Origin of the sequence: Variovorax boronicumulans, assembly GCF_030812215.1 — a bacterium.
Taxonomy (GTDB): Bacteria; Pseudomonadota; Gammaproteobacteria; order Burkholderiales; family Burkholderiaceae_C; genus Variovorax; species Variovorax boronicumulans_C.
The window spans coordinates 309,001-332,982 of record NZ_JAUSSG010000002.1 but is presented as its reverse complement, the minus strand read 5'-3'; the positions used below and the strand labels follow the sequence as shown (position 1 = coordinate 332,982).

The 23,982-nt window shown below is 68.2% G+C and carries 21 protein-coding genes and 1 riboswitch; of the genes, 14 read left to right on the top strand and 7 right to left on the bottom strand.

Going from position 1 to position 23,982, the window contains the following annotated elements:
- Positions 1-7 precede the first annotated feature (7 nt).
- Entirely contained in the window at positions 8-412 is a 405-nt protein-coding gene (locus J2W23_RS07790) for a hypothetical protein (protein ID WP_307648303.1), read from the bottom strand.
- A 132-nt stretch (positions 413-544) separates the two neighbouring features.
- On the opposite strand from J2W23_RS07790, the gene J2W23_RS07785 reads away from it, so the two are divergent.
- The 9 genes from J2W23_RS07785 (at position 545) to J2W23_RS07745 (ending at position 12,952) form a co-directional block, all read left to right on the top strand.
- A complete protein-coding gene (locus J2W23_RS07785; RefSeq protein WP_307648302.1) occupies positions 545-802 on the top strand; it encodes a hypothetical protein in 258 nt (85 codons plus the stop codon).
- Positions 803-886: 84 nt separating this feature from the next.
- Positions 887-1,158: riboswitch (cobalamin riboswitch) on the top strand.
- Positions 1,159-1,285: 127 nt separating this feature from the next.
- The gene (locus J2W23_RS07780) at positions 1,286-3,487 is read left to right on the top strand and encodes a TonB-dependent receptor (protein WP_307648301.1); all 2,202 of its coding nucleotides are present in this window, start codon (positions 1,286-1,288) and stop codon (positions 3,485-3,487) included.
- 14 nt (positions 3,488-3,501) lie between these two features.
- Positions 3,502-5,064, top strand: coding sequence for a PepSY domain-containing protein (locus J2W23_RS07775; protein WP_307648300.1), 1,563 nt, complete (start codon positions 3,502-3,504; stop codon positions 5,062-5,064).
- A 72-nt stretch (positions 5,065-5,136) separates the two neighbouring features.
- The gene (locus tag J2W23_RS07770; RefSeq protein ID WP_307648299.1) at positions 5,137-5,814 is read left to right on the top strand and encodes an energy-coupling factor ABC transporter permease; all 678 of its coding nucleotides are present in this window, start codon (positions 5,137-5,139) and stop codon (positions 5,812-5,814) included.
- Positions 5,815-5,918: 104 nt separating this feature from the next.
- Positions 5,919-6,983 (top strand): cobalamin biosynthesis protein CobW, encoded by a 1,065-nt coding sequence (cobW, locus tag J2W23_RS07765; RefSeq protein ID WP_307648298.1) that lies wholly within the window; start codon positions 5,919-5,921, stop codon positions 6,981-6,983.
- 12 nt (positions 6,984-6,995) lie between these two features.
- On the top strand, positions 6,996-10,808 hold the full coding sequence (gene cobN, locus J2W23_RS07760; protein ID WP_307648297.1) for a cobaltochelatase subunit CobN: 3,813 nt from the start codon (positions 6,996-6,998) through the stop codon (positions 10,806-10,808).
- Positions 10,805-11,875, top strand: a complete 1,071-nt coding sequence (locus J2W23_RS07755; protein WP_307648295.1) for an ATP-binding protein — start codon at positions 10,805-10,807, stop codon at positions 11,873-11,875. The genes cobN and J2W23_RS07755 overlap by 4 nt, the downstream gene beginning before the upstream one ends.
- Before the next feature lie 203 nt (positions 11,876-12,078).
- Positions 12,079-12,528, top strand: coding sequence for a vWA domain-containing protein (locus J2W23_RS07750; protein ID WP_307648294.1), 450 nt, complete (start codon positions 12,079-12,081; stop codon positions 12,526-12,528).
- 85 nt (positions 12,529-12,613) lie between these two features.
- Positions 12,614-12,952 (top strand): DUF1090 family protein, encoded by a 339-nt coding sequence (locus J2W23_RS07745; RefSeq protein ID WP_307648293.1) that lies wholly within the window; start codon positions 12,614-12,616, stop codon positions 12,950-12,952.
- A gap of 51 nt (positions 12,953-13,003) precedes the next feature.
- Here the strand turns inward: J2W23_RS07745 and J2W23_RS07740 are convergent, their stop codons facing one another.
- The 4 genes from J2W23_RS07740 to J2W23_RS07725 are packed head-to-tail and all read right to left on the bottom strand — an operon-like array spanning position 13,004 to position 16,478.
- Positions 13,004-13,549 (bottom strand): SET domain-containing protein, encoded by a 546-nt coding sequence (locus tag J2W23_RS07740; protein ID WP_307648292.1) that lies wholly within the window; start codon positions 13,547-13,549, stop codon positions 13,004-13,006.
- Positions 13,550-13,574: 25 nt separating this feature from the next.
- The gene (locus tag J2W23_RS07735) at positions 13,575-14,510 is read right to left on the bottom strand and encodes an ABC transporter substrate-binding protein (protein WP_176656652.1); all 936 of its coding nucleotides are present in this window, start codon (positions 14,508-14,510) and stop codon (positions 13,575-13,577) included.
- A 22-nt stretch (positions 14,511-14,532) separates the two neighbouring features.
- Positions 14,533-15,384, bottom strand: a complete 852-nt coding sequence (locus J2W23_RS07730; protein WP_176656653.1) for a PA4780 family RIO1-like protein kinase — start codon at positions 15,382-15,384, stop codon at positions 14,533-14,535.
- Positions 15,381-16,478, bottom strand: a complete 1,098-nt coding sequence (locus J2W23_RS07725) for an N-acetyltransferase (RefSeq protein WP_307648291.1) — start codon at positions 16,476-16,478, stop codon at positions 15,381-15,383. Before J2W23_RS07725 ends, J2W23_RS07730 begins: the two co-directional genes overlap by 4 nt.
- A 351-nt stretch (positions 16,479-16,829) precedes the next feature.
- Here J2W23_RS07725 and J2W23_RS07720 point away from each other — a divergent pair, with 351 nt between their 5' ends.
- Complete coding sequence (locus J2W23_RS07720; RefSeq protein WP_307648290.1) at positions 16,830-18,791, top strand: DUF6891 domain-containing protein; 1,962 nt, start codon at positions 16,830-16,832, stop codon at positions 18,789-18,791.
- 71 nt (positions 18,792-18,862) lie between these two features.
- Here J2W23_RS07720 and J2W23_RS07715 read toward each other — a convergent pair whose 3' ends face one another.
- Positions 18,863-19,615 (bottom strand): SDR family NAD(P)-dependent oxidoreductase, encoded by a 753-nt coding sequence (locus tag J2W23_RS07715; protein ID WP_373423897.1) that lies wholly within the window; start codon positions 19,613-19,615, stop codon positions 18,863-18,865.
- Positions 19,616-19,818: 203 nt separating this feature from the next.
- On the opposite strand from J2W23_RS07715, the gene J2W23_RS07710 reads away from it, so the two are divergent.
- Positions 19,819-20,718, top strand: a complete 900-nt coding sequence (locus J2W23_RS07710) for an AraC family transcriptional regulator (RefSeq protein ID WP_176656657.1) — start codon at positions 19,819-19,821, stop codon at positions 20,716-20,718.
- Here the strand turns inward: J2W23_RS07710 and J2W23_RS07705 are convergent.
- Entirely contained in the window at positions 20,706-21,620 is a 915-nt protein-coding gene (locus J2W23_RS07705) for an AraC family transcriptional regulator (protein ID WP_307648289.1), read from the bottom strand. The two genes, J2W23_RS07710 and J2W23_RS07705, sit on opposite strands and share 13 nt — an antisense overlap.
- Before the next feature lie 136 nt (positions 21,621-21,756).
- On the opposite strand from J2W23_RS07705, the gene J2W23_RS07700 reads away from it, so the two are divergent.
- Genes J2W23_RS07700 through J2W23_RS07690 form a run of 3 tightly spaced genes read left to right on the top strand, consistent with a single transcriptional unit; the run spans position 21,757 to position 23,923 of the window.
- Positions 21,757-22,521, top strand: coding sequence for an SDR family NAD(P)-dependent oxidoreductase (locus tag J2W23_RS07700; protein WP_307648288.1), 765 nt, complete (start codon positions 21,757-21,759; stop codon positions 22,519-22,521).
- Positions 22,522-22,532: 11 nt separating this feature from the next.
- A complete protein-coding gene (locus J2W23_RS07695) occupies positions 22,533-22,931 on the top strand; it encodes a VOC family protein (RefSeq protein ID WP_307648287.1) in 399 nt (132 codons plus the stop codon).
- Positions 22,928-23,923, top strand: a complete 996-nt coding sequence (locus tag J2W23_RS07690; protein ID WP_176656661.1) for a saccharopine dehydrogenase family protein — start codon at positions 22,928-22,930, stop codon at positions 23,921-23,923. Before J2W23_RS07695 ends, J2W23_RS07690 begins: the two co-directional genes overlap by 4 nt.
- Positions 23,924-23,982: the final 59 nt, after the last annotated feature.

Genomic DNA, 23,982 nt, shown 5'->3' with positions numbered 1-23,982 from the left:
CGTCGTTTCAGAGATCTTCGATGACCAGCGTGCGGTAGCGCTGCGCGATGGAGTAGGGCACGGTACGCACCAGTTCCATCATCTGGTTCGCGGCCGCTTCGTCCTTCGTCCTGACCAGAAGGCCCGTGTGGCCGTCGCGCGCCAGCTTGGTGTAGGCGCGCACCGTGGCGGCATCGGTCCCGGCGGAGGGCAGGGGGTTGTCCGAGTCCTTGGCGGTAGGGCTGATTTCCTCCAGCACCGTCTCGGCGGAGATCAGGTAGACCTCGTCGCCGCTCACGCCTTTCTCGATCAGCCGGTGGCCGATGCGGTCGGCGTCCTCGGCGCTCGGGAACATCACCATCGAATAGCCGGTCGGATAGAACGCGCCGCCGATGCTGGCGCGCATGCGGGGCTCCAGAGTGAAGTGCTTCATGTTGCCTCCTGGTTCTTTCTTGAGGAAGGTCCCTGCAGTCAACATTAGTTCGCGCCACCGGCAAGCTCTGTAGGAGAAGCCCGGAAGGTGTCAACCGCGCTCTTCGTCCATTCATTGACACAGACACGCCGAATGAACCGTCTTTCCATGTCCCCGTCCCGAAACATCGCGCTCACCGTCCACGAACTGGAAGCGGGCGAGTTCTATTGGGTGCTCATGGAGGAAACGCAAGAAGAGGCGGCCCATGACGGCGATGCGGAGGGCCGCCAGCGCCATGTCTACGTGCCGCTGGAGGCGGCGCACGACCCCTACGCCAGCTATTCGAACGCGCTGGTGGCCGGTGTCGCCGTGATGCGGCGACTCTTCGGTTCGGAAGGGAAAATCGCCTGAGATCCCGGGGATGCCGGGGGGCCGGCCTCGCCAGAGGCGCTCCCTATAATTCCGGCCGTCGAGTTTTGTAATCTTTTATTAGCAGACTCGCACGGTTCGAAGGTGCCCCGCATGCCATTCCATGGCCTGGGGGTTAAACGGGAAGCAGGTGCGCTGCGTCTTCACGGACGCATCCATTCCTGCGCTGCCCCCGCAACGGTCAGCGGATCTGGAAAACCTCGCGTCGATCTCTTCTCGAGCATCGGCAGCCACTGCGCTTCGGCGTGGGAAGGCGAGGGTTTCGGCTCCGATGCGCACGCACAGTGCCATCGGAGCGCTCCGCAAGCCCGGATACCGGCCTTCGCAACCGCCGTCGGACGCCGCGGGAGTGCGGGTCCGGGCATGCCGCCTCGCCCCCTGCGAACCGGCCTGCCCTCAGCCGCCTCCCTCGACGTCCTCATTCGGTCAGGAGCCTGCGGGGACGCAGGTCGGAGGAGAAGTCACATGGGTCAAGCATCGCCGGGGCGCGATCGCACGGGTGCGCCTTTGCCGCATTTGCTGCAACTGGATCGGGCACGTCTTTCGCGTCTTTCCCTGGGCTTGGGACTGGCTTTCGGCGCAGGCGGCGCGCTGGCCCAGCCGGCCGGCGCGGCAAATGGCGGCAGCAACAGCCTCGCACCCGTGCAGGTCGAGGCCAGCCGCCACACGCCGCTCGCGATGGACGAGCCGACCCAGACCGGCAGCCGCCTGGGCCTCACGCCGCTGGAGACGCCCGCGAGCATCGAGGTGCTGACCGGCGACGCGATCCGCGCACGCGGCGATGCCTCCGTGATCGACGCCGTGACCCGCGCCACCGGCATCACGGCCGATTCCAGCCCCGGCAATGGCGGCACTTCGATGGCGGCACGCGGCTTCTCGGGCCACAGCTCGGTGATGCAGCTCTTCGACGGCACGCGCCTCTACGTGGGCGCCGGCACCGTCACCTTCCCGTTCGACACCTGGTCCATCGATCGCATCGAAGTGCTGCGCGGCGCGGCCTCGGTGATGTACGGCGACGGTGCGATCGGCGGCGCGATCAACACCGTGCCCAAGAAGCCCACGCGCGGCTCGATCGAGAACGAGGCGCTGGTCTCCTTCGGCTCGGACGCCACGCGCCAGATCGCCTTTGGCAGCGGCGGCGCCATCAACGACCGCCTCTCCTACCGGCTCGACGTGAGCCACCGGCATTCCAACGGCTTCATGGCGCGCGGCGAATCCGAGAGCCTTGCGATCGGCGCGGCGGTGCGGCTCGATGTTTCGCCCGAGCTGAACATCACGCTCTCGCACGACGAGGGCCGCCAGTCGCCCGAGCGCTACTTCGGCGTGCCGCTGATCAACGGCCGGCTCGACCGCCGCAGCCTCGGCCTGAACTACAACCTCGACGACGCCCGGCTCAAGTACCGCGACAGCTGGACCCGCCTCGATGCGGTCTGGACGCCCAGCAGCGCCGTTACCGTGCGCAACCAGCTCTATCGCCTCGAGACGAAGCGCCACTGGCGCGACAGCGAGACCTACGCCTACATGCCCGACAGCGGCCTTGTCGGCCGCGACGACTACATCGAGATCGGCCACCACCAGGAGCAGGTCGGCAACCGCAGCGACATCGCCTGGCGCCACGACCTGTTCGGCATGGCCAACCAGGTGCTCGCGGGTTTCGACGTCAACCGCATCGACTTCCTGGGTTCGAGCGACACGCCCTACGGCGGTTACTCCGAGGTGGACCCGTTCTTCTTCGCGCCGGGCCGCTACACGTCGCCGCAGCCTTTCCTTCCGCGCTACCGTGCGCAGGCCCGCACCTACGCCTTCTTCGCCGAAGACCGGCTCGCGATCAACGAGCGCTGGTCGGTGGTGGCGGGCCTGCGCTGGGACCATGCGCGGGTCAGCCGCGTCGACCTGACCCGGCCGGCCAACAACTTCGAACGCACCTTCGTCTACGGCACCGGCCGGGTGGGGGTGGTGTATGCGCCCGATGCGATGCAGTCGTTCTACGGGCAGATCGCGCGCGCCGCCGATCCGCTGGGTTCGCTGCTCACCACCTCGACCTCGCAGTCGCAGTTCGATCTGGCCACTGGCCGCCAGGTCGAGGTGGGCTACAAGCGCCAGCTCGCCGACAACCGCGGGGCCTGGTCGATCGCGGCCTACAAGATCCAGAAGCGCAAGCTGCTGTCGCGCGATGCGAGCGACCCGACGGTCTCGCAGCAGATCGGCCAGCAGTCGTCGCAGGGCATCGAGGCGACGTTGGACCTCGCGCTGACGCGCACGCTGCGGCTGGAAGCCAACGCCGCCCGGCTGCGCGCGCGGTATGACGACTTCAACGAGCGTGTCGGCAACAGGCTGATTTCGCGCGCGGGCAACACGCCCAAAGAGGTGCCCGAGGCCTCGGCCAATGTCTGGCTCCACTGGCGCTTTCTGCCGCAGTGGGAGGCCGGGCTGGGCCTGCGCCATGTCGGTTCGCGCCAGGTCGACGATGCCAACACGCGCAAGATCGGTTCCTACACCGTGGCCGACGCTTCGGTCAGCTGGCAGGCCAACCCGTCGCTGAAGCTCGCGCTGCGCGCCTTCAACCTCGGCGACCGCAAATACCCGGTCTCGTTCTCGAACGGCGGCAACCAGTGGCTGCTGGGCCGGCCGCGCTCGTTCGAAGTCTCGGCGCTGGTGAAGTTCTGAGTACCCAGGCGCCCATGTCCCCCACGAAACCGCACCACCAAGGCGTCTGGCGCCGCGCCTGGCCGCGGATTCGCCACGGGCTCTACTGGACGCACCGGTGGCTGGGCATCGGCGGCTGCCTGCTGTTCGTGATGTGGTTCGTCACCGGTGTGGTGATGATGTACGTGGGCTATCCCTCGCTCACCGAGCAGGAACGGCTCGCGGGCCTGGCGCCGCTGAAGTTCGAGCAGGCGGTCGTCGGGCCGTCGGCGGCGCTCGATGCCTTGCCGGCTGCCGTGCGTGCGCAGCCGCCACGGCGCATCGCGCTGGAGATGCAGCAGGGCACGCCCGACGCCGGTCCCGTCTGGCGGATCGTCGATGCGCGCGGGGAGCGCTTCGCGGTGTCGGCGCAAGACGGCCAGCTGATGGGGCCGATCGACGCCGCGCGCGCCGAAGCCATCGCCCGTGCTTTCTCGGGCCAGAACGGCGCGCATTGGGCCGAAACGCTCGAGCGCGACCAGTGGACGGTGCCGCAGGGCCTGAACCCGTTGCGCCCGCTGCACCGCATCGAAGTGGGCGACGCGGACGGCACCGAGCTCTACATCTCCTCGCGCACCGGCGAGGTGGTGCGCGACACCACGCGCTCCGAGCGCTTCTGGAATTGGCTCGGCTCGGTGCCGCACTGGATCTACTTCACGCCGATTCGCGCCGATCCGCCGCTGTGGCACGACGTGGTGGTGTGGCTGTCGGCCGCCTGCATCGTCTCGGCGGTGACGGGCATCGTGATCGGCATCCTGCGCATCCGCCTGCGCCGGCGTTTTCGCAACGGCGCGGTCACGCCCTACACCGGTTGGATGGCCTGGCACCACATCGCCGGGTTGATCGGCGGCTTCTTCGTGCTGACCTGGATCGTGAGCGGCTGGCTGTCGATGAACCCGAACGGCTGGTTCCAGCGCAGTCCGGTCGATGCGGCGGCGATGGCACGCTACACCGGCGCGGGCGCGTCGCCGGTTTCGTGGCCGCTGGCGGTGCGGCCCGTGGCGGAGAACGCAGACGCACCGCGCGAGGCGCTTCTGCTGTGGTTCGACGGCAAGCCGTTCTGGCAATTGCGCGATGCACGGGCGCGCACGCGCGTGGTCGATGCCGCCACCGGCGTGCCCGCCGGCATTGGCCGCGACGACATCGTGCGTGCCGCCGCGCGCCTGCGCCCCGGTGCTCCCATTGCAGAGGCAACGCTGCAGACGCGCGAGGATTTCCACTGGTACGGGCATCACCGCGACCGCATCGTGCCCGTGTGGCGCATCGCGTTCGGTGATGCCGCGCACAGCTGGGTCTACATCGATCCCGCGAGCGGACAGGTCGCGGGCAGCAGCAACCGCAACACCCGGCTCAACCGCTGGCTCTTCAATGCGGCCCACAGCCTCGACTTCCCGTGGCTCATCCAGCACCGCCCCGCCTGGGACATCGTCGTCTGGCTGCTGTCGATCATCGGCACCGTCGCCTCGGCGAGCGGGGTGGTGATCGGCTGGCGGCGGCTGCGGCCCAAGCCCAAGGCGTCGCCCGTGCCGGCAGCGCAACGCGCGCTCCAGCGGCCGTGACGGCGCTTGCGTGATCCACCCCATCCACCAACAATCAACTTTCGCACTGCGGTGCACAACAGGAGGTGCTCGATGCACATCGAACCAGGTCTAGTCGACGGATCCAAGATTTTCCTCAGCTATGCGACGGCCGCCGCCGCGCTGGCCTACACGGGCAAGGTCGCCTTCGACACCGTCGTGAAAGACGGCATCGTCGCCCTGGCACTGCGCTCGGCCATTGCCGTGGCGCTGGTGTTCTGCTTCTTCGAAGTGCTGCCGCACCATCCCGTGGGCGTCTCCGAGGTGCACCTGATCCTCGGCACGACGCTGCTGCTGGTGTTCGGGTTGGCGCCCGCGGCGCTGGGCCTTGCGGGCGGACTGCTGATCCAGAGCCTGTTCTTCGAGCCGCAGGACCTGCCGCAGTTCGGCATGAACGTCACCACCTTGCTGGTGCCCCTGTTCGCGACGGCCGCATTGGCACGGCGGATCATTCCCGAGAACGTGGCCTATGTGGACCTGAGCTACCAGCAGGCCTTCAAGCTGTCGGTGGCCTACCAGGGCGGCATCGTGGTCTGGGTCGGCTTCTGGGCGCTGTACGGGCGCGGCACGGGCCTCGAGAACCTGAGCCAGATCGCCAGCTTCGGCGCCGCCTACATGACCGTGGTGCTGGTCGAGCCGCTGGTCGACCTGGGCGTGCTGGCCGCTGCCAAGGGCTGGCGTCGTCTGCAGGGCACGGTCTTCGTCGAGCGCCGCCTGTACGGCGGCGTTTGAGCCGAATCCCTCCATCGTCCCGCGCCCGCGCCGGCCGCGCCCCGCGGCGCGCTGCGGCGTGCCGTCATCCATCTCAGCGCCCAGGCGCCTGAAAGCACCCATTCATGACACAGAGCAACGCCAAGATCCCCGTCACCATCGTCACGGGCTTCCTCGGCAGCGGCAAGACCACGCTGCTGCGCCACATCCTCGGCAACGCCGAAGGCCGCCGCATTGCGGTGATCGTCAACGAGTTCGGCGAGCTCGGCATCGACGGCGAGATCCTCCGCGGCTGCGGCATCGGCTGCGACGACGAGGGCAACGAGCGCGAAGGCGCGCTCTACGAGCTGGCCAACGGCTGCGTCTGCTGCACCGTGCAGGAAGAGTTCCTGCCCGTGATGCTGCAGCTGGCCGAGCGTCGCGGCGACATCGACGCGGTGATCATCGAGACCTCGGGCCTGGCGCTCCCCAAGCCGCTGGTGCAGGCCTTCCAGTGGCCGGACATCGCGAACATCTTCACCGTCGATTCGGTGGTCACCGTGGTCGACGGCCCGGCCGCCGCCTCGGGCCAGTTCGCCGAGAACCCCGAAGCCGTCGACGCCGCCCGCCGCGCCGACCCCAACCTCGACCACGAATCGCCGCTGCACGAACTGTTCGAAGACCAGCTCTCGGCCGCCGACCTCGTGGTGCTCAACAAGACCGATCTGATGAACGACGCCGCGCGCGCCCAGGTCGAGGCACTGGTGCGCGAAGAGCTGCCGCCCGAGGTGAAGATCGTCGCCGCCACCGAAGGCAAGCTGCCGCTCGCGCTGCTGCTGGGCCAGGGCCGGGCGGCCGAAACCACGATCCACCTGCGCGAAAGCCACCACGACCACGAGGAAGACCACGACCACGACGAGTTCGACTCGCTCGTGATCGACCTGCCGCCCGTGGACCGCGAGGGCCTCCTGGCCGCGCTCGCCGCGCTGGTCGAGCAGCACACCATCTACCGCGTGAAGGGCTTCGTCGCGATTCCGGGCAAGCCGATGCGCCTGCTGGTGCAGGGCGTGGGCCGCCGCTTCGACCACCACTTCGACCGCCGCTGGCGCGACGGCGAAGCGCAGCGCACGCGCCTCGTGTTCATCGGCGAAGACCTCGACGAAGGCGCGCTGCGCAAGGCGATCGAAGGCCTGGCCGCTGTTCCTGCCTGACAGCCTGACCGCATGCACCTGCTGAGCACCCAGCCCGGTCGCTTCGTCGAAGACGACAGCGTCGTCACCCGGCTCGACCAGACGCCGGGCGACATCGTGGTGCTCAGTTCGGCCGACACCACGCTCGCGCTGCTCGCCGCTGCGCGCACCGCGCTGGCGGCCACCGACCCCGGCTACCCGTCGCTGCGGCTGGCCAACCTCATGTACCTGCGCCAGCCGGCCTCGCTCGACCTGTATGTGGACGAGGTGCTGCAGCATGCGCGCGTGGTGGTGGTCGATCACCTCGGGGCCGAATCGGCCTGGGCCTACGGGTTGCAGCAACTGGAGAAGCTGGCCAGGCGCAAGGACCAGCAGCTCGCGATGTTCTCGGGCGACCTGCAGGAAGACGAAGACCTGCTCGCACGCAGCACGGTGCCGCGTGCGGTCAGCCGCCGACTCTGGCAGTACATGCGATCCGGTGGCGCGGGCAATGCGATGCAGTTCCTGCGCGCGGTGGCCTTTCATGGCCTCGGGCACGGCGAGGCGCCGCTGCCGCCGCGCAGCCTGCCGCAGGTGGCGCTGCATGTGCCGCGCGGCATGGACGCGGCGCACACGGTCGCCGGCATCGATGACCTGCGCGCCGGCTGGCATGCGGATGCGCCGGTGGTGGCGCTGGTGTTCTACCGGTCGCACCTGCTGTCGGGCAACACCGCGGCCTTCGACGCGCTCGCGGCCGCGCTGCATGCCGAAGGACTGAACCCGTTGCCGGTCGCGCTCGATTCGCTGAAGGATCCGCTGTGCCTCTCCGCATTTCGCGGCCTCTGCAGCGAACACGACGTGCAGCTCGTGCTCAACACCACCGCCTTCGCGGCACTCGGGCAGGGCGCGCAGGACGACGCAGGCGAAGCCGTCGCGCTGGCCGGCGATGCGCCGGTGCTGCAGGTGATCGTGAGCGGCGGCAACCGCGAAGACTGGCTGGCCGACAGCCAGGGCCTGCGCCCGCGCGACATCGCGATGCAGATTGCCTTGCCCGAGATGGACGGCCGCATCATCACGCGCGCCGTGAGCTTCAAGGGGCTGTCGCACCGCTGCGAGCTCACGCAGACGGAGGTGGTGAACTACCAGCCCGAGCCGGATCGCATCGCTTTCGTGGCCGAACTGGCGCGGCGCTGGTGCCGCCTCCGCAGCCTGCCGGCGGCGGACAAGCGCATCGCGCTGATCCTTGCGAACTACCCCGGCAGCGAAGGCCGCATCGGCAGCGGCGTGGGGCTCGACACACCGGCATCGGTGATCGCCATCCTGCGTTCGATGCAGGCCGAGGGCTACGCGCTCGGCGATGCGATCCCGGCCGACGGCGATGCGCTGATGCAAACGCTGCAGGAAGGCATCGCGAACGATCCCGCCCTGTGGTCCGCACGTCCCGCCTGGCAGAGCTACGCGCTTGTCGACTACCGCGCGCGGCTCGCGGCCCTGCCCGAGGGCATGGCCGAAGCCATCGATGCGCGCTGGGGCACGCCCGAGCAGGATCCGATGCTGCGCCAGGGCCGATTCATGATCGCCGGCCTCCGGCTGGGCCGCGTGTTCGTCGGCATCCAGCCCGCACGCGCACTCGGCACGCTGGGCGCTGCGGACTACGCGAGCTACCACGACGCCGAACTCGTGCCGCCGCACAGCTACCTCGCCTTCTATTTCTGGCTGCGCGATGCCTTTGCCATCGACGCGGTCGTGCATGTGGGCAAGCACGGCAACCTCGAATGGCTGCCGGGCAAGAGCATCGCGCTCGCGCAGACCTGCTGGCCCGATGCGATCCTCGGGCCGCTGCCCAACGTCTATCCCTTCATCGTCAACGACCCGGGCGAGGGCGCGCAGGCCAAGCGCCGCACGCAGGCGGTGATCGTCGACCACCTGATGCCGCCGCTCACGCGCGCCGAGAACCACGGGCCGCTGCAGGACCTGGAGCGGCAGGTGGACGAGTACTACGACGCGCTGCTGGTCGATGCGCGGCGCGCGAAGGTGCTGCGCGCGCAGATCCTCACGGCCGTGCGTGCGCAGCATCTGGTCGAGGAACTGGGCATGCCGGGCGCGGAAGACGATGCGGTGCTCGCGCGCGTCGATGCGTACCTGTGCGAGCTGAAGGAGACGCAGATTCGCGACGGACTGCATGTGTTCGGCGCTTCGCCCGAGGCGCGGTTGCGGCGCGACACGCTGCTCGCGCTCGCGCGCTATCCGTCCGCGGACGGCATGGGCGCGAATGCCGGGCTGCTGGGCGCGCTGGCGCAGGACCTGTTGCCGGGCGATGCCTTCGACCCGCTCGATATCGACGCGGCCAAGCCGTGGCAAGGCGCACGTCCGGCGCTGCTGCAATCGGTGAGCGCCGATGCGTGGCGGCATCACGGCGACACGCGCGAGCGGCTGGAGCTTCTTGCACAGCGCTTGCTGGAAGAGGACGCTTGCCCGCCCGACCTGCCACATGCGGCAGCCGTGATGGGCCGCATCGAGCGAAGCCTCGCGCCTGCACTCGATGCCTGCGGCGCGCAGGAACTGCATCAGCTTTCACGCGCACTGCAAGGCCGTTTCGTGCCACCCGGCCCGAGCGGTTCGCCCTCGCGCGGTCGGCCCGATGTGCTGCCGACCGGTCGCAACTTCTATGCGGTCGATACCCGCGCCATCCCCACGCCCACGGCTTGGATGCTCGGCCTCAAGTCCGCCGCGCAGTTGGTCGAGCGCCATCTGCAGGAGCACGGCGACTATCCGGTGGCGCTGGGCCTGTCGGTCTGGGGCACGGCCACGATGCGCACCGGCGGCGACGACCTCGCGCAGGCCTTCGCGCTGATCGGCGTGCGGCCCAAGTGGGCGCCGGGCAGCCAGCGCGTGGTCGATTTCGAGGTGCTGCCGACGGTGGGCCTCGGGCGTCCGCGCATCGACGTGACGCTGCGCATCTCGGGGTTCTTTCGCGATGCCTTTCCCAATGCCGTGCAGATGTTCGACGCCGCTGTGCAGGCCGTCGCGGCGCAGGAAGACGAAGACGCCGAGCGCAACCCGATCCGCGCGCGCATCCTTCGCGAGGCCGCCGCGCTCGAAGCGGAAGGCGTGACCGCCGAAGAAGCGCGCACCCAGGCCGGCTGGCGCGTGTTCGGCTCGGCGCCCGGCAGCTACGGCTCGGGCCTGCAGCCGCTCTTCGACCATGGCGACTGGCAGACCGACAACGACCTCTCCAACGCCTACGTCGGTGGCAGCGCGCACGCCTACGGCCAGGGCAGCGACGGCGTGCCCGCGGCCGATGCGCTGGTGCGGCGCCTGCGCACGATGAATGTCGTCATGCAGAACCAGGACAGCCGCGAGCACGACCTGCTCGACTCCAACGACTACTACCAGTTCCAGGGCGGCATGGCCGCCGCCGTGCGCCACCTGAGCGGCCAGCAGCCCGCGATGTACCACGGCGACCACGGCAACCCGCAGGCGCCGCGCGTGCGCACGCTGAAGGAAGAAATCAGCCGCGTGATCCGCGCGCGCGTGGTCAACCCCAAGTGGATCGATGGCGTCAAGCGCCACGGCTACAAGGGCGCCTTCGAGATGGCCGCGACGGTGGACTACCTCTTCGGCTTCGACGCCACCGCGCGCGTGGTCGGCGACCACCAGTACGCGATGGTGGCCGATGCCTACGTGCTCGATGTCGACACCCGTGATTTCGTGAACCAACACAATCCGCGTGCGCTGCACGACATGCTGAGCCGCTTGCTCGAAGCCATGCAGCGCGGCCTCTGGCAGTCGCCCGGCGACTACCAGGTCCAGTTAGAAAACCTGCTGCTCGACCACGAGCAGCAGATGGAAGGAACCCTCCGATGACCACTGCCGCCCCGATGCCGGTGCCTTTTCCCTTCGCCGCGATCACGGGCCAGCCGCAACTGCGCCAGGCGTTGCTGCTGGCCGCGGTCGATCCCGGCCTCGGCGGCGTGCTGATCGAAGGTCCGCGCGGCACGGCCAAGACCACGGCGGCGCGCGCGCTGGCCGAGTTGCTGCCCGGCGCGCCCTTCGTCACGCTGCCGCTGGGCGCGAGCCTCGAGAGCCTGGTGGGCACGCTGGACCTCGGGCAGGCGCTGGCGGGCCATGAGATCAAGTTCGCGCCCGGCCTGCTGGCGCGCGCGAACGGTGGCGTGCTGTATGTGGACGAAATCAACCTGCTGCCCGATGCGCTGATCGATTCGCTGCTCGATGCGGCGGCGAGCGGCGTCAACGTGGTCGAGCGCGATGGCATCTCGCACCGCCATGCCGCGCGCTTCGTGCTCGTGGGCACCATGAACCCGGAGGAGGGCACGCTGCGCCCGCAACTGCTCGACCGCTTCGGCCTCTGCGTGCAGCTGCACAACATCGAGGATGCCGCCCAACGGCAGGCCATCGTGCGCGCGCGGCTCGCGTTCGACACCGATCCGCAGGGCTTTCGCGCGAAGCATGCAGGGGCCGAGGCTGCGCTTGCGGCCGCGCTCATCAAGGCGCGTGCCATCGTCGCGGATGCATCCGCGCTGCCCTACGGCGATGACGTGCACGAAGCCGTCGGCGCGCTGTGCATCGCGTCGCAGGTCGACGGGCTGCGCGCCGATCTCGTGATGCTGCGCTCGGCGCGCGCGCTTGCTGCCTGGGAGGGCGCGGCGGATATCACGCCCGACCATGTGCAGCGCGTGGCCGAAGCCGTGCTGCTGCATCGCCGCAAGCCGCAAGCGGAAGGCGCTGCGTCGGCGCCTGCAACCCCCAACGCCCAGCGCGCGCCGGACACAAGCGGCACCGGCCATCACAACGCAGGCGACCAGGATTGGGGCGCCATGCCTCCCGAGCCCGTGGGCATCGAACGCGTCAAGCCGCTGCGCCCGCTGATCCCTTCGCACACCGCCCAGCAGGCCACCCCAAAAAAAGCCTGAGCCTCCGGAACGCCGCACCCGCTGGCGCACGCCAGGGCGACTGGAGGCAGGGCAGGCAAAGGGACGCGTGGCACGGTGCCGCATCGCAGGGTGCCGCACTCGACTGGCCGCGCACGCTCGCGAATCGCGGCGCCGATACGCTGCGCGCGGAGCACCTGCGCCGCCGCCCGCTGCAGGCCCGCAGCGGCGCGCTGCATTGCTTCTTGCTCGACTGTTCCGCCTCGATGCGCAACGACGGCAACCTCGCGCGCGCCAAGGGCCTGCTGCTGTCGTTGATGGAAGAGGCCTACCAGCGGCGCGACCATGTGGCGCTGCTGTGCTTTGCCGGCGAGGTGGTCGAGCTGCGCCTGCCGCCGCGCCGCGCCAGCGCCTGGAACGACGACTGGATCGCGCCCATCGCCGCCGGTGGCGGCACGCCGCTCGCGCTCGGCGTGCAGCGCGCCGAGCAGTTGCTGGCGCACAGCGCGGCACGCCAGCGCTGGCTGTGGCTCCTCACCGATGGCCGCAGCAGCGAGCGCCCCGCGCGGCCCGAAGCGGCCGACTTTGCCTGCGTGGTCGATTTCGAAGCGGCGCGCGTGCCGCTGCACCGTGCGCAGCAACTCGCAGCGCATTGGCAGGCGCGCTACCTTTTTGCCCCAGGGCGTTCCGAGTGAACCGCGGGTGTTCGCGGCGCCTTTCAGCCCGCGCGGCATAGGGCCGGGCACCCCCGACACGAGGCGTTTCGGGTACCTTCGCGGCATGCGCATCAAACCCTGCTTCCTCGCCCTTGCATGGGCCCTGGCCATGCCCGCCTTCGCACAGACGACGCCGCCCGAACCGCTGGACGCGGCCGATTGCAAGGCGCAGGAAGCGGTGCTCGAGCGCGACATGGCGCTCGCCCGCTCCCGCGGCCAGATGCTGCGCCGGCGCGAACTCGGCGAGGAACTGGCCGCGCTCCAGATGCGCTGCGTGGCGCTGCCGCCCGCGCAGGGCCGCGCGGCGCGCATCGAGAAACTGGAGCAGGAAATCCGCACGCTGCGCGCGGAACTCGAGCGGGCCGAGGAGCAATTGCGCAGCCTGAAGGCCGAGGCACCCTGAGAGGCTGAGCGGTCACGCCGAATTGCCTCTCTGCCTCTCTGCCCTTTCAGCTCACCACGGCAGGTCGCTGAACGGTGATGGCCGGGTGGGCGCGGCGTCTGGCGCGGCGTCTTTTTCCCCTGTGTTGTCCACGGGGGCCAGCATCGTCCCGCGGCAACTCGGCGAGCCGCAATGGCAGGGGTACTTCGAGGGCGGCGAGCCGTCATCCGCCGTCAGCGAATAGTCGATGAACAACTCGTCGCCCGCATTCACGGGCACGAGCGTCTGGAACTTCAGCACCAGCTCTCCGGCTTCGTCGTATTCCTCGACGGCCTCGCAGTTCGGCTCGCAGGCGTGGTTCAGGTGCCGGGTGCCGTTGCCGCCCTTGGCGCCGTCGATGGTCTCGTGGTTCGACAGCGTGAACAGGTAGGTGAGCTGGTCGTCCCAGGCCTTGGCGGCAATTTCCTGCTTCGTGTAGCGCCGGCCCTCGTAGAGGCCGAGAAACGCCTCCGCGGGCAGGTCGCGGGTGGCGAAGGCGCCCAGGCCGTGCACGCCGCTGGGGCCGACGCGGATGAACGGAGTGGAGGAGGTGGTGGATTGCTTGTGACGGGATTTCATGGGCGCAATGGGGTGGGGCGGGCGCTCAACGCGGCGGATTGCCGAGCGAGGCGAGGCAGTTCACGATGGCGTCGGCCGCTTCGTCCAGCCGCGGGCCGGGCCGCATCATCAGATCGAAGCGCGCCGAGGCGAAGCTGCAGACGCGCCCGCGCTGGATGGCGCTCATGGCCGACCAGCCGGGCCGCGAAGCCATCGCGGAAATCTCGCCGAGTGCCGAGACCATCAGCACATCCGGATCGGCGCGGACCACGAATTCGGGGCTCATCTTGGGAAACGGCCCGAGCGTGCCCGGCACCGCGTTGGCGAGGCCCAGGCGCGCGAGGGTCTCGCCGATGAAGGAGCTTTCGCTCGCCGCCGCCATGCCGCCGTGTACCTCGAAATAGACGCGCCGCCCCTGCCAGCCCAGCGGCACGCGGGCCCGCGCGGCGTTGAGCCGCGCATCGAGCGTGCGCCAGACCGCCTCGCCCGCGCCGGGCTTGCCGGTGGCGCGCGCCACGGTTTCCATCACCCGCCGCATGTCTGCATGCGTCTTGGCATCGAGCGCCAGAACCTTGATGCCCAGCCGTTCCAGCGGCTCGGCGACGCGGCTGCGCGGGCGCACCAGTACCAGGTCGGGCTTGAGCGCAACGATGCGCTCGATGTTCGCGTCGTCCATGCCGCCGACCTGCGGCAGGCGCTTGACCGACGCGGGCCAGTTGGCGTGGCGGTCGACACCGACCAGCCGGTCGCAGGCATCGAGCGCGCAGACCGTCTCGGTGAGCGAGGGCATCAGCGAGACGATGCGCTTTGCCGGCGCCTGCAGTTCGAGCGTGCTGCCGCGGTCGTCTTCGAGGCGGATGCCGGCGGCGTGGGCGGCCGAGCCGACGCCCAGCGCCACGAAGGCCGCGGCCCTGGCGATGTGGCGAACGGTGGTGGCGGCGTTGAAAAGCGGCTGGCGCCGGGGCAGAGCGTTGGAAGTCATCGAAGCGGGCGTGGTCGGCCCGCTATTGTCGCGGCGTCTGCATGCGCAGGAGCCGCGCCGCTTCTTCCGCGCGCGCATCGTCCACCTCGCGCAGCACATTGCTCAGGTCGACCGGGCCGCTCTCGCGCACGAAGGTGCCGGCGAGTTCCGTTTCGGGCCGCAGCAGGCCGCGCTCGTAGAGCTGCCAGATCTCGTCGCCGTAGTGCGTCTTCAGCAGTGCGGGCTCGTACTGGCCGAAGAAGTTGCGCAGGTTCTCCACGTCGCGCAGCAGCATGCGCTTGGCGTGGTTGTTGCCGGCCGCGTCCACCGCCTGCGGCAGATCGATGATCACCGGGCCGTCTTCGGCCAGCAGCACGTTGAACTCCGAGAGGTCGCCATGCACCACGCCCGCGCACAGCATGCGCATCACTTCGCGCAGCAGGCTCGCATGGTGGCGCCGCGCATCTTCGGGCGAGAAGGCGACGTCGTTCAGGCGCGGGGCGGCGTCGCCGTTGGCATCGGTCACCAGGTCCATGAGCAGCACGCCTTCCAGGAAGTTGTGCGGCGTCGGCACGCGCACGCCGGCCGCAGCCAGGCGATAGAGCGCATCGACCTCGGCGCTCTGCCAGATGGCCTCGGTCACCTTGCGGCCGAACTTGGTGCCCTTGGCCATGGCACGGGCCTCGCGCGTGTTCTTGACGCGGCGGTTCTCGGTGTAGTCGACGGCCTGGCGGAAGCTGCGCTTGTCGGCCTCCTTGTAGACCTTGGCGCAGCGCGTTTCCTCGCCGCAGCGCACGACATACACCATGGCTTCCTTGCCGCTCATGAGCTGGCGTACGACGGTGTCGATCAGGCCTTCGTCCACGAGGGTCTGCAGTCTCTGGGGTGTCTTCATGCGCGCGCCTCCCGCGAAGCCGGCGAACGGGTCGAGAGGAAGGTCCTCAGGCTTTCCGTGCCGATCTGGTAGGCCGCATCATGCCTGTGCGGGGCAAAGCCGAGCTGGCGGTTGATGGCCAGCATGGGCGCGTTGACCTCCGCGTTCTGCGTGACGGCCATCACCACCCCGAGGTGGCGCTCGCGCACCAGCTGCAGCATCACCGCCTTCACGCCCTTGGCCAGGCCCTTGCCGCGCCAATGGCGGGCCACGGCGGTGAGCCGCTGGAACATGCGGTCGGGGTAGAGCTGGTTCCAGCTCGCATCGCACACCGCGGCCACCCCGTCGCCATCGAGCAGCAGCACCAGGAAGTGCTCGCCGCCGCGGCGATCGATCTCGGCATACCAGGCGCGAAAGTCTTCGAGCTCGAAGCGCATGGGCGGGCGCGCGAGGCCGGTGGTGGGCGCGTCTTCGAGCAGTGCAGAGAGCGGCGCCATCAGCGTGGCAAGGCGCTCGAAGGGCACGCGGCCTGCGTGGATTTCCAGGCGCAGTCCGTGCGAAGGCGCGAGCGCTTCGGCGCGCCAGCGGGCGAGCGCATCGTCGTCGAGGTCGGCGAAGGCCATGCGGTTCTCCATGCTGCGGTGCTTTTCGGCTGCACCGGTGGCAGCAAGGAAGGCGTGGCCTTCGGGCAGGTGGACGTTGAAGGTCGCCGTGGTCTTGCCCTCTGCGTCCATCAACGCCAGCAACTCGCACAGCAAGAGGCTGGCGATACCTTGGCGTCTGCTGGACTGCCGCACACCACCCGAGACGTTGACGAAGGGCGCATGGGCCTCGTAGTCGGGGGTGCCTTCGCGGCGCACGCCCATGTAAAGGCCGCCGACGAGGTTGCCGTGCGCATCCCGCGCAAGGATGTGATGCACCACATGCAGCGGCGTGTATTGGCGCATGTTCTGCGCGGTGTGGGCGTCGTCGGGCCGCGGTTCGCCCGGATGGTCTTCTGTGTGGCGCAGGCGCCAGTAGGCGAGGGCCTGCGCCCATTCTTCGGCGGTTGCCCGCTGCGGATCGAAAACGGAAATCGAAAGCGGCCGCGCATCGGCGGCACGGGATTCAAGCATGGTTGGCCTTGATTCGAAAAAGGAACGGATCGCGCGCGGCACGTACAGGCGTGCCAGCGGCGGCGTTTGAATCGGGCGGTTTGTCGCGGCAGAACGCCGCGAGGATCGAACCGGCTTTTATGCCTTCAGGGGCATGTGCTGCGCGAGGGGCGCGTCAGCAGCAGTTCTGGAACGACCCGACCACAAACCGTACGGGGGAGGGGGCATGAATAGCAGTGTCTTCCATCGCGCACCTCCGGTCTGTGTTGTGGATCGAGGCGTCGAATGTACCGATGTTCGCGCGGGCTGTGAAGTGCAATGCGTGGCCATGCGCCTGCGGCAGAATCCAAAAACCAACACACAGGGAGTGCCATGAACCCGAAGAAGATTTTCGACGCTGCGCGCGAGGCCGATGTGAAGACCGTGCGCGCATGCATCGAGGCCGGGGCCGACATGAACGCGGTGAACAAACAGGGCTTCACCGCACTGCAGTGCGCGGCGATGGGCTCCAACGAGACCGAAACCGAACCGAATCTCGCGGTGCTCCGGCTGTTGCTCGAAGCCGGTAGCCCGCTCGAATACACCGGCACCGACGGCCGCACCGCGCTGTACCTGGCGGCCGAGTTCGCGCCAACGGTGGATGCGGTCCAGCTGTTGCTCGATGCGGGCGCCAAGGCCGACATCAGCGACAGCCACGGCAACCACATCACCGAGAACGCGATGATGGAAGAGGTGGTCGAGCTGCTCGCCGGCGTCACCGGCAAGCCGATTCCAGAGCCGCCCCCGCCCGAACCCGATCCCGTGAAGATGACGACCGCGCAATGGCGTGCCGCCAAGGCGAGGATCGACGAGGTTTTCGACGCGTTGACGAAGGCGGGGCTCGTCGCGCTGCAGGACGCGGGGCAGACGCAGTCCGACGGTTTTTCCGATTGCTCCCAGGCTTTCCGCGAGCGCGGCGGCAAGAAAGCTGGCCTGCATGGCTTCTGCTTCTACACGCGGCAGGACCTGAACCGCGCGAAAAGCAGCAGCCAGTTGTCGCTCGCGTTCTGGGGCGCGCCGAAGGGCGCCGATGCCGACATGCAGCGCGTCGGTGAACTCGTCGTCGATCACTTTCGCAAGGCGGGCTTCGAGGTTCGGTGGAGCGGGGCAGCGTCGATGCGGCCGGAGGTCGATCTGCGGCATGTGAGTTCGCAGGCCGAGTCGGTTGCCAAGGCGACGTCTTCAACTGTCCCGGTCGAACATGCTGCCGGCGGACAAGCATCGCAATCGAGCTTTCTCTATTTCACGGGCCAGGGGTCCGACAAGGTTTACCAGGTCCACCTGCGCCCGAAGGACGACGGCTGGGTGGTCGACTACGGCAACGGACGCCGCGGCGGAACGCTCGCCACCGGCACCAAGACCAGCAGCCCGGTCGCCTTCGAAGCCGCGCTGAAGATCTACGAGAAGGTCGTGAAGGAAAAAACCTCCAAGGGCTATACGCCGGACCAGTCGGGCGCGCTCTACACCTCGAGCGACCTCGCCGGCCGCGTCAGCGGCGAGTTGCCGCAACTGCCCACGCTGATCCTCGAAGAGCAGGTGGTGCGCTACCTCGACGACGCGAGTTGGGGCCTGCAGGAAAAAGCCGATGGCGAGAACCGCATCCTGCTGATCGAGGGCGAGACGGTGCGCGGCACCAATCGCCGTGGGCTCTTCGTCGACATTCCACAGGCGTGGACCGGTGCGGCCGGTGCCGCATCGGCGGGCCGCACCGTCATCGCGGGCGAGCATGTGGGCGATGTCTTCAAGGCTTTCGACCTGCTGGAGCTCGATGGCCAGGACCTGCGCAGCGCACCTTTCATCGAACGCTTCGGCCATCTGCAGAAGGCCGCCGCGCGCCTGCCGTGGATGGTGGTGCTCGATCTCGAAACCACCGCCGAAGGCAAGCGCAGCCGCGCCGCGCAGTTGCTGGCGGCGCACGGCGAAGGCTATGTGCTCAAGGCGCTCGCCGCGCCATTCGCGGCGGGCCGCAGCACCACCAGCCTGAAGTTCAAGTTCAACCAGAGCGCGACCTGCCAGGTGATTCGCGTCAACGCGCAGCGCTCGGTGGCCGTGGGGCTGCGCGACGAAGCGGGCGCGATGGTCGACATGGGCAACGTGACCGTGCCGCCCAACGAAGCGCTGCCGGCTGCGGGCACGCTGGTCGAGGTGCGCTATCTGTACCGCTATGCGGGTGGCAAGTTCGAGCAGCCGGTCTACAAGGGGCAGCGGCCGGACATGACCGCTGACGAAGCCGTGCTCTCGCAGGTCACGCGGATCAAGGACCGCAGCGCGGCGATGGATGACGAGGTGGCCTGAACCGTGAACGTTCTGGCGATCGGCCCCTTGCGTGGTCGGCGGCTTTTCGCCTTCATTTTTTGCTCAAGCGCTCAGTAACCGACGCCACGCACGCCGCCAGCCGCGCGGATGGACTCACCCGTCACCCAGTGGGAATCCTGGGAGGCCAGGAACACCGCGACCGGTGCGATGTCTTCCGGCTCGCCGAAGCGGCCGAGCGGCGTGCCCGCTACAAGCTTCGCGCCGAAGTCGCCGGCGAAATTGCCGTCCGTGGCGGGCGTGTTCGTGTGGCCGGGCAAGATCGAATTGACGCGGATGCGCCGCGGGCCCAACTCGCGAGCGAGCGCGAACGTCATCGTGTCGACGGCACCCTTGGTTGCCGCATACACGCTGGAAGCCAGGTAGGGGTCGGTGCTCAGGATCGAGCTGATGTTGATGATGCTGCCGCCGTCCTTGCCGAAATGCTTCACCGCTTCGCGGGTTGCCAGCAGATACCCCAGGACGTTCACGTTGAAATGCTTGTGGAACGCCTCCTCGGTCAGGTCGACCACCATCTGGAACACCGCCACGCCTGCGTTGTTCACCAGCACGTCCAGCCGCCCGTGGTCGGCCATGAGCCTGTCGAACAGGCGGACCACGTCTGCCGAATTGCTCATGTCCGCCTGGACGGCCACAGCCTTGCCGCCAGCGCCCTCGATCGACGCGACGATGGCATCGGCGCCGCTCTTGCTGGTCGCGTAGTTCACGACCACGGTCGCACCTTCGGCGGCCAGCGCCTTGGCAATGCCTGCTCCGATGCCGCTCGATGCGCCGGTGACAAGGGCGACTTTCTGCTTGAGTTTCATGATCTTGCTTCTTTCAGGTTGAGAGTTTTGCGACGGCAGGCCGTGAGCCCTGGATCGTTGGGCACCAGGCCCGCCGCTGCGTTCGAGTATTCGGTTGCCCCGACCTTCGCGGTCGCCGGTTCTTCTCTCATCCTTGCCTATTCTTCTCACGATGCTTGTGCCGCGCGCGGCGTTCACCCATGATGCGAAGGATGGACAACGCAATGGCCGAGCTGCGCAGGTTTGTGATGCGCGCGGAAAACAAATGGACCGACATCGGCTTGCCGCGGGTGGCCATCGTTCGCGCCGAGGCGTGTGCCGACCAGGTGTATCAGCCCATGCTGCATATGGTGCTGCAGGGCTCCAAGACACTGTCGATCGGCGATCGCATGCTGAGTTTCGAGGCGGGCTCGTACTTCGTCGTGCCCGTGGACGTTCCCGCCACCGGCCAGATCCGGCCCGGCGGACCCGGCTTGCCTTATCTCGCCATCAGCCTGACGCTGGACCCTGCGGTCATCGCCAGCCTGACCGTCGGCGACAACACACGGAACGAGCAGGCAAGCGCGGTCTGCTTCTCGGCTGTGCAAGCCCCCCTGGAGATGATCGACGCATGGCTGCGCATGTTGCGGCTCAGCGATCGCCCGCATGAAATCGCGACCCTCGCGCCGATGATCGAACGCGAGATTCTCTTTCGTGCACTGCAGGGGCCACTGGGCGACCAACTGCGTGAGATCGCGCGTCCCGATGGACGGCTTGCCCAGATCCGGCGCGCCATCCAGTGGATACGGGACCACTACGCCGAACCATTCCTCGTGGAGAGTCTGGCGGCGATGGCCGACATGAGCGTCCCGTCTTTCTATCGTCACTTCCGTGCGGTGACATCCATGACGCCGATCCAATACCAGAAGCGCCTACGCCTGCTCAGGGCACGATGGTTGCTGCTGTTCGAGCCGCGGGATGCCGCTTCGGTCGCCTTCACCGTGGGGTACGAAAGCCCTTCGCAGTTCACCCGCGAGTACGCGCGCATGTTCGGCCTGCCGCCCGTTCGCGATATCGCCAGGTTCAAGGCGCCGGCGATGCCGAACGGCGCGGGTCCTGCAGAGCCTTTTCTTCAAGCGGCCTGAGCCGCCGACGCCGCCGCGCGAGGCGCATACGTGGAGAGCAGCCGCTCCGAGTCGCGCGCCGGGGGCAACCCGAAGGCGCGGGCGTACTCGCGGCTGAACTGGGTCGCGCTCTCGTAGCCGACCTCCAGAGCGGCCGAGGTCACGCTCTTGCCGCCAACCACCAGCAGTGTGCGGGCTTGCAGCAGGCGGATCCGCTTCTGGTACTGCAGCGGGCTGAGCGAGGTGACTGCCTTGAAATGCCGATGAAACGCCGACTCGCTCATCGCGGCCCTTTCAGCGAGGGCTTCGATCCGCAAGGGTTCCGCGAAATCGCGGCGGATCCACTGGATCGCCAGGCTGACTCGCGCCATGGCACTGTCGGGTCGTGCGATCTCGCGCAGCATCCTGCCCTGTGAACCTCGCAGCACCCGGTAAAGAATCTCCCGTTCATAGGCCGGTGCCAACGCGGGGATGTCGTCGGGGTGGTTCATCAGTCGCAGCATGCGGACCCATGCATCCATCAGCGGTGGCGTCACTGCCGCAACCGAGAAGCCGCTCCCGGCCTTCTCGGGCTCGGCAAGTTTGGGCAGGTCCGCGAGCAACGCCGCGATCACCGCAGGCTGCAGCGTCAGGGCCACGGCCAGGTATGGCTCGCCGGATGCGGCCGGCCACACCGTGCCGACGGCGGGCAGGTCGACCGACATGACGAAGTAGTTGGCCGGACAGTAGTGCAAGGTCTGGTCGCCCACGGTCATCGACTTGCTCCCTCTCAGGATCAAGTTGACCATCGGGTCGTAGACCGCCGCCAGTTCGTGCTCGGGGATCTTGCCCTGCACCATCGCGACTCGAGGAATGCCGGTCTCCGTCATGCGGTTCTGTGCCTTGGCAGCAAGGGCCCTGAGCTCGGCGAGTTGTTCTTCCATGCGATGCATCAGACCGCATCGCACGCGGTCGCGCAAGCGCAAAAGCAGTTTTAGGCAGGCTTGAGCCAGAAACGGGCAGGCGCGGAAGCGGTGTGCGACCTATCGTTCGGTCACTGTCAACCAACCTGAGAAACACATGAGCAAGCACACCGACATCGTCGTCATCACCGGCGCAAGCCGCGGCCTCGGCGCCAGCACCGCCATTCAGGCTGCCAAACGTGGCATGGGCGTCATCGTCACCTACAACAGCCACTCCGCCGGTGCCGACGCCGTGGTGCAGCAGATCGAGGCCGGCGGCGGCAAGGCCGTGGCGCTGGAACTGGATGTCGCCAAGGTCGCGTCGTTCGCGGGCTTTCGCGACAAGGTCGCAACCGCGCTCGCAACGACCTGGGACCGCGACCGCTTCGATGCATTGGTCAACAACGCAGGCTATGGCCAGTTCAACGCGATCGAGGCCGTCACCGAAGCCGAGTTCGATGGCCTGCTGGGCGTGCACCTCAAGGGCCCGTTCTTCCTGACGCAGGCGCTTTTGCCACTGATGGCCGATGGGGGCCAGATCGTCAACATGACCAGCGCGACCACCCGCGTGGCGACGCCGGGGGCAGCGCCATATGCGGCCTTCAAGGGCGGCCTCGAAGTGCTGACGCGCTACATGGCCAAGGAGTTCGGCCCGCGCGGCATCCGTGCGAACTCGGTCTCTCCGGGCGCGATTCGCACCGACATGACCAGCGGCGCCTTCGACCAGATGCCCGAGTTCGAGACGACGCTCGCCGGGCAGACCGCCCTCGGCCGGATCGGTGCACCGGACGACGTCGGCCGCGTGATCGCCGGCCTCCTGTCCGCGGACAATGGCTGGATCAACGCGCAGAACATCGAAGTCGCTGGCGGCTACAACATCTGATCGGATACCCCATGCTCGACCATGTCTTCGTTTCAGTGAGCGACGTGCAGCGCTCGATCGACTTCTACACGGCCGCCCTGGCGCCGCTCGGCATCACGCGCCAGCATGACTACGACGGCAAGGATGGGCCCCCGGGCCACCCTGACCTCAAGGGCTTCGGAGCGAAGGGGCGGGTGTTCTTCTGGCTGCGCGAGGGCGTCGTCGACGGACGAGCCGTTCACATCGGCTTCATCGCATCGAGCAAGCTCGAAGTCGAAGCGGCCCATGCCGCAGCCATGGCGGCGGGCGCTTCCGACAACGGCCCACCGAGCGCACGGCTCTACTACGACCCGCGCTACTACGCCGCCAATGTGTTCGACCCGGACGGCTACAGCCTCGAGTTCGTCTACAAGAGCTGGCAGCACGCGTGAGCCGTCTCCTCATCTATGGCGCTGCCGGCTACACGGGCAGCATGGTGGCCAGGCAGGCGAGGGCTGCGGGGCTGGACTTCGTCATCGCCGGCCGCGACGGAGCAAAACTGGCAGGGCTCGCGCTGGAACTGGGCGTGCCGTACAGCACCTTCCAGGTCGATGCCGACGATGTCGGCGACGCACTGCGCGGCGTCTGCGTTCTGCTCAATTGCGCCGGGCCCTTCGCTCGCACCGCAGAGCCTCTGATGCGCGCCTGCATCCGGGCGGGCATCCACTACCTCGACATCACCGCCGAGATCAATGTCTACCGGTTGGCAGAACGCCTCGGCGCCGAGGCTGCGAAGGCTGGAACGATGCTGATGCCGGGCGTCGGGTGGGATGTGGTCCCGACCGACTGTCTCGCGATGCATCTCGGCCGGCGTGTCGCGGAGCCGCAATCCCTGCGTATCGCATTGCAGGTCGCCGGATCGATGTCCCGCGGCTCGGCTGTGAGTGCAGGCGAGATCGTTGGCGCCGGTCTCATGACGCGGGTGGCCGGTGCACTGGTGCCAAGCCCGGATGCACAGCCCGAGCTGTTCGACTTCGGCCGAGGGCCTGTCGTCTGTGCGCCGCTTTCCTTCGGCGACCTGGTCACCGCGTGGCATTCGACCCGCATTCCCAACATCGCGATGTTCGTGAACGTGACAGGTGGCGCTTTCCCTGAAGGCGATCTGTCGTTGCTTCCGGATGGTCCAAGTGCCGCGGATCGCGAGGCCGAACCTGCCCGTGCGGTCGCAGAGGTCACGGGTGCTGATGGCGCAACGGTGCGAGCGGTGATCGAGACGGTCAACGGCTATTCGTACACGCCGATGATCGCCGTCGAGGCGGCCCGTCGCGTCCTGGGCGGCGAACATTCGCCTGGATTCGAGACGCCTGCCCGGTTGTTTGGCGCGGGATTCGCCGAGACCGTCGAGGGCACGAGGCTCATCGATCTTGGTGAGCTGCCGCGATAGACACGTCTTCAGCCATGGCATCGGGAGCAAGTGCCCGAGGCCGAGTCGATATCGAAGCG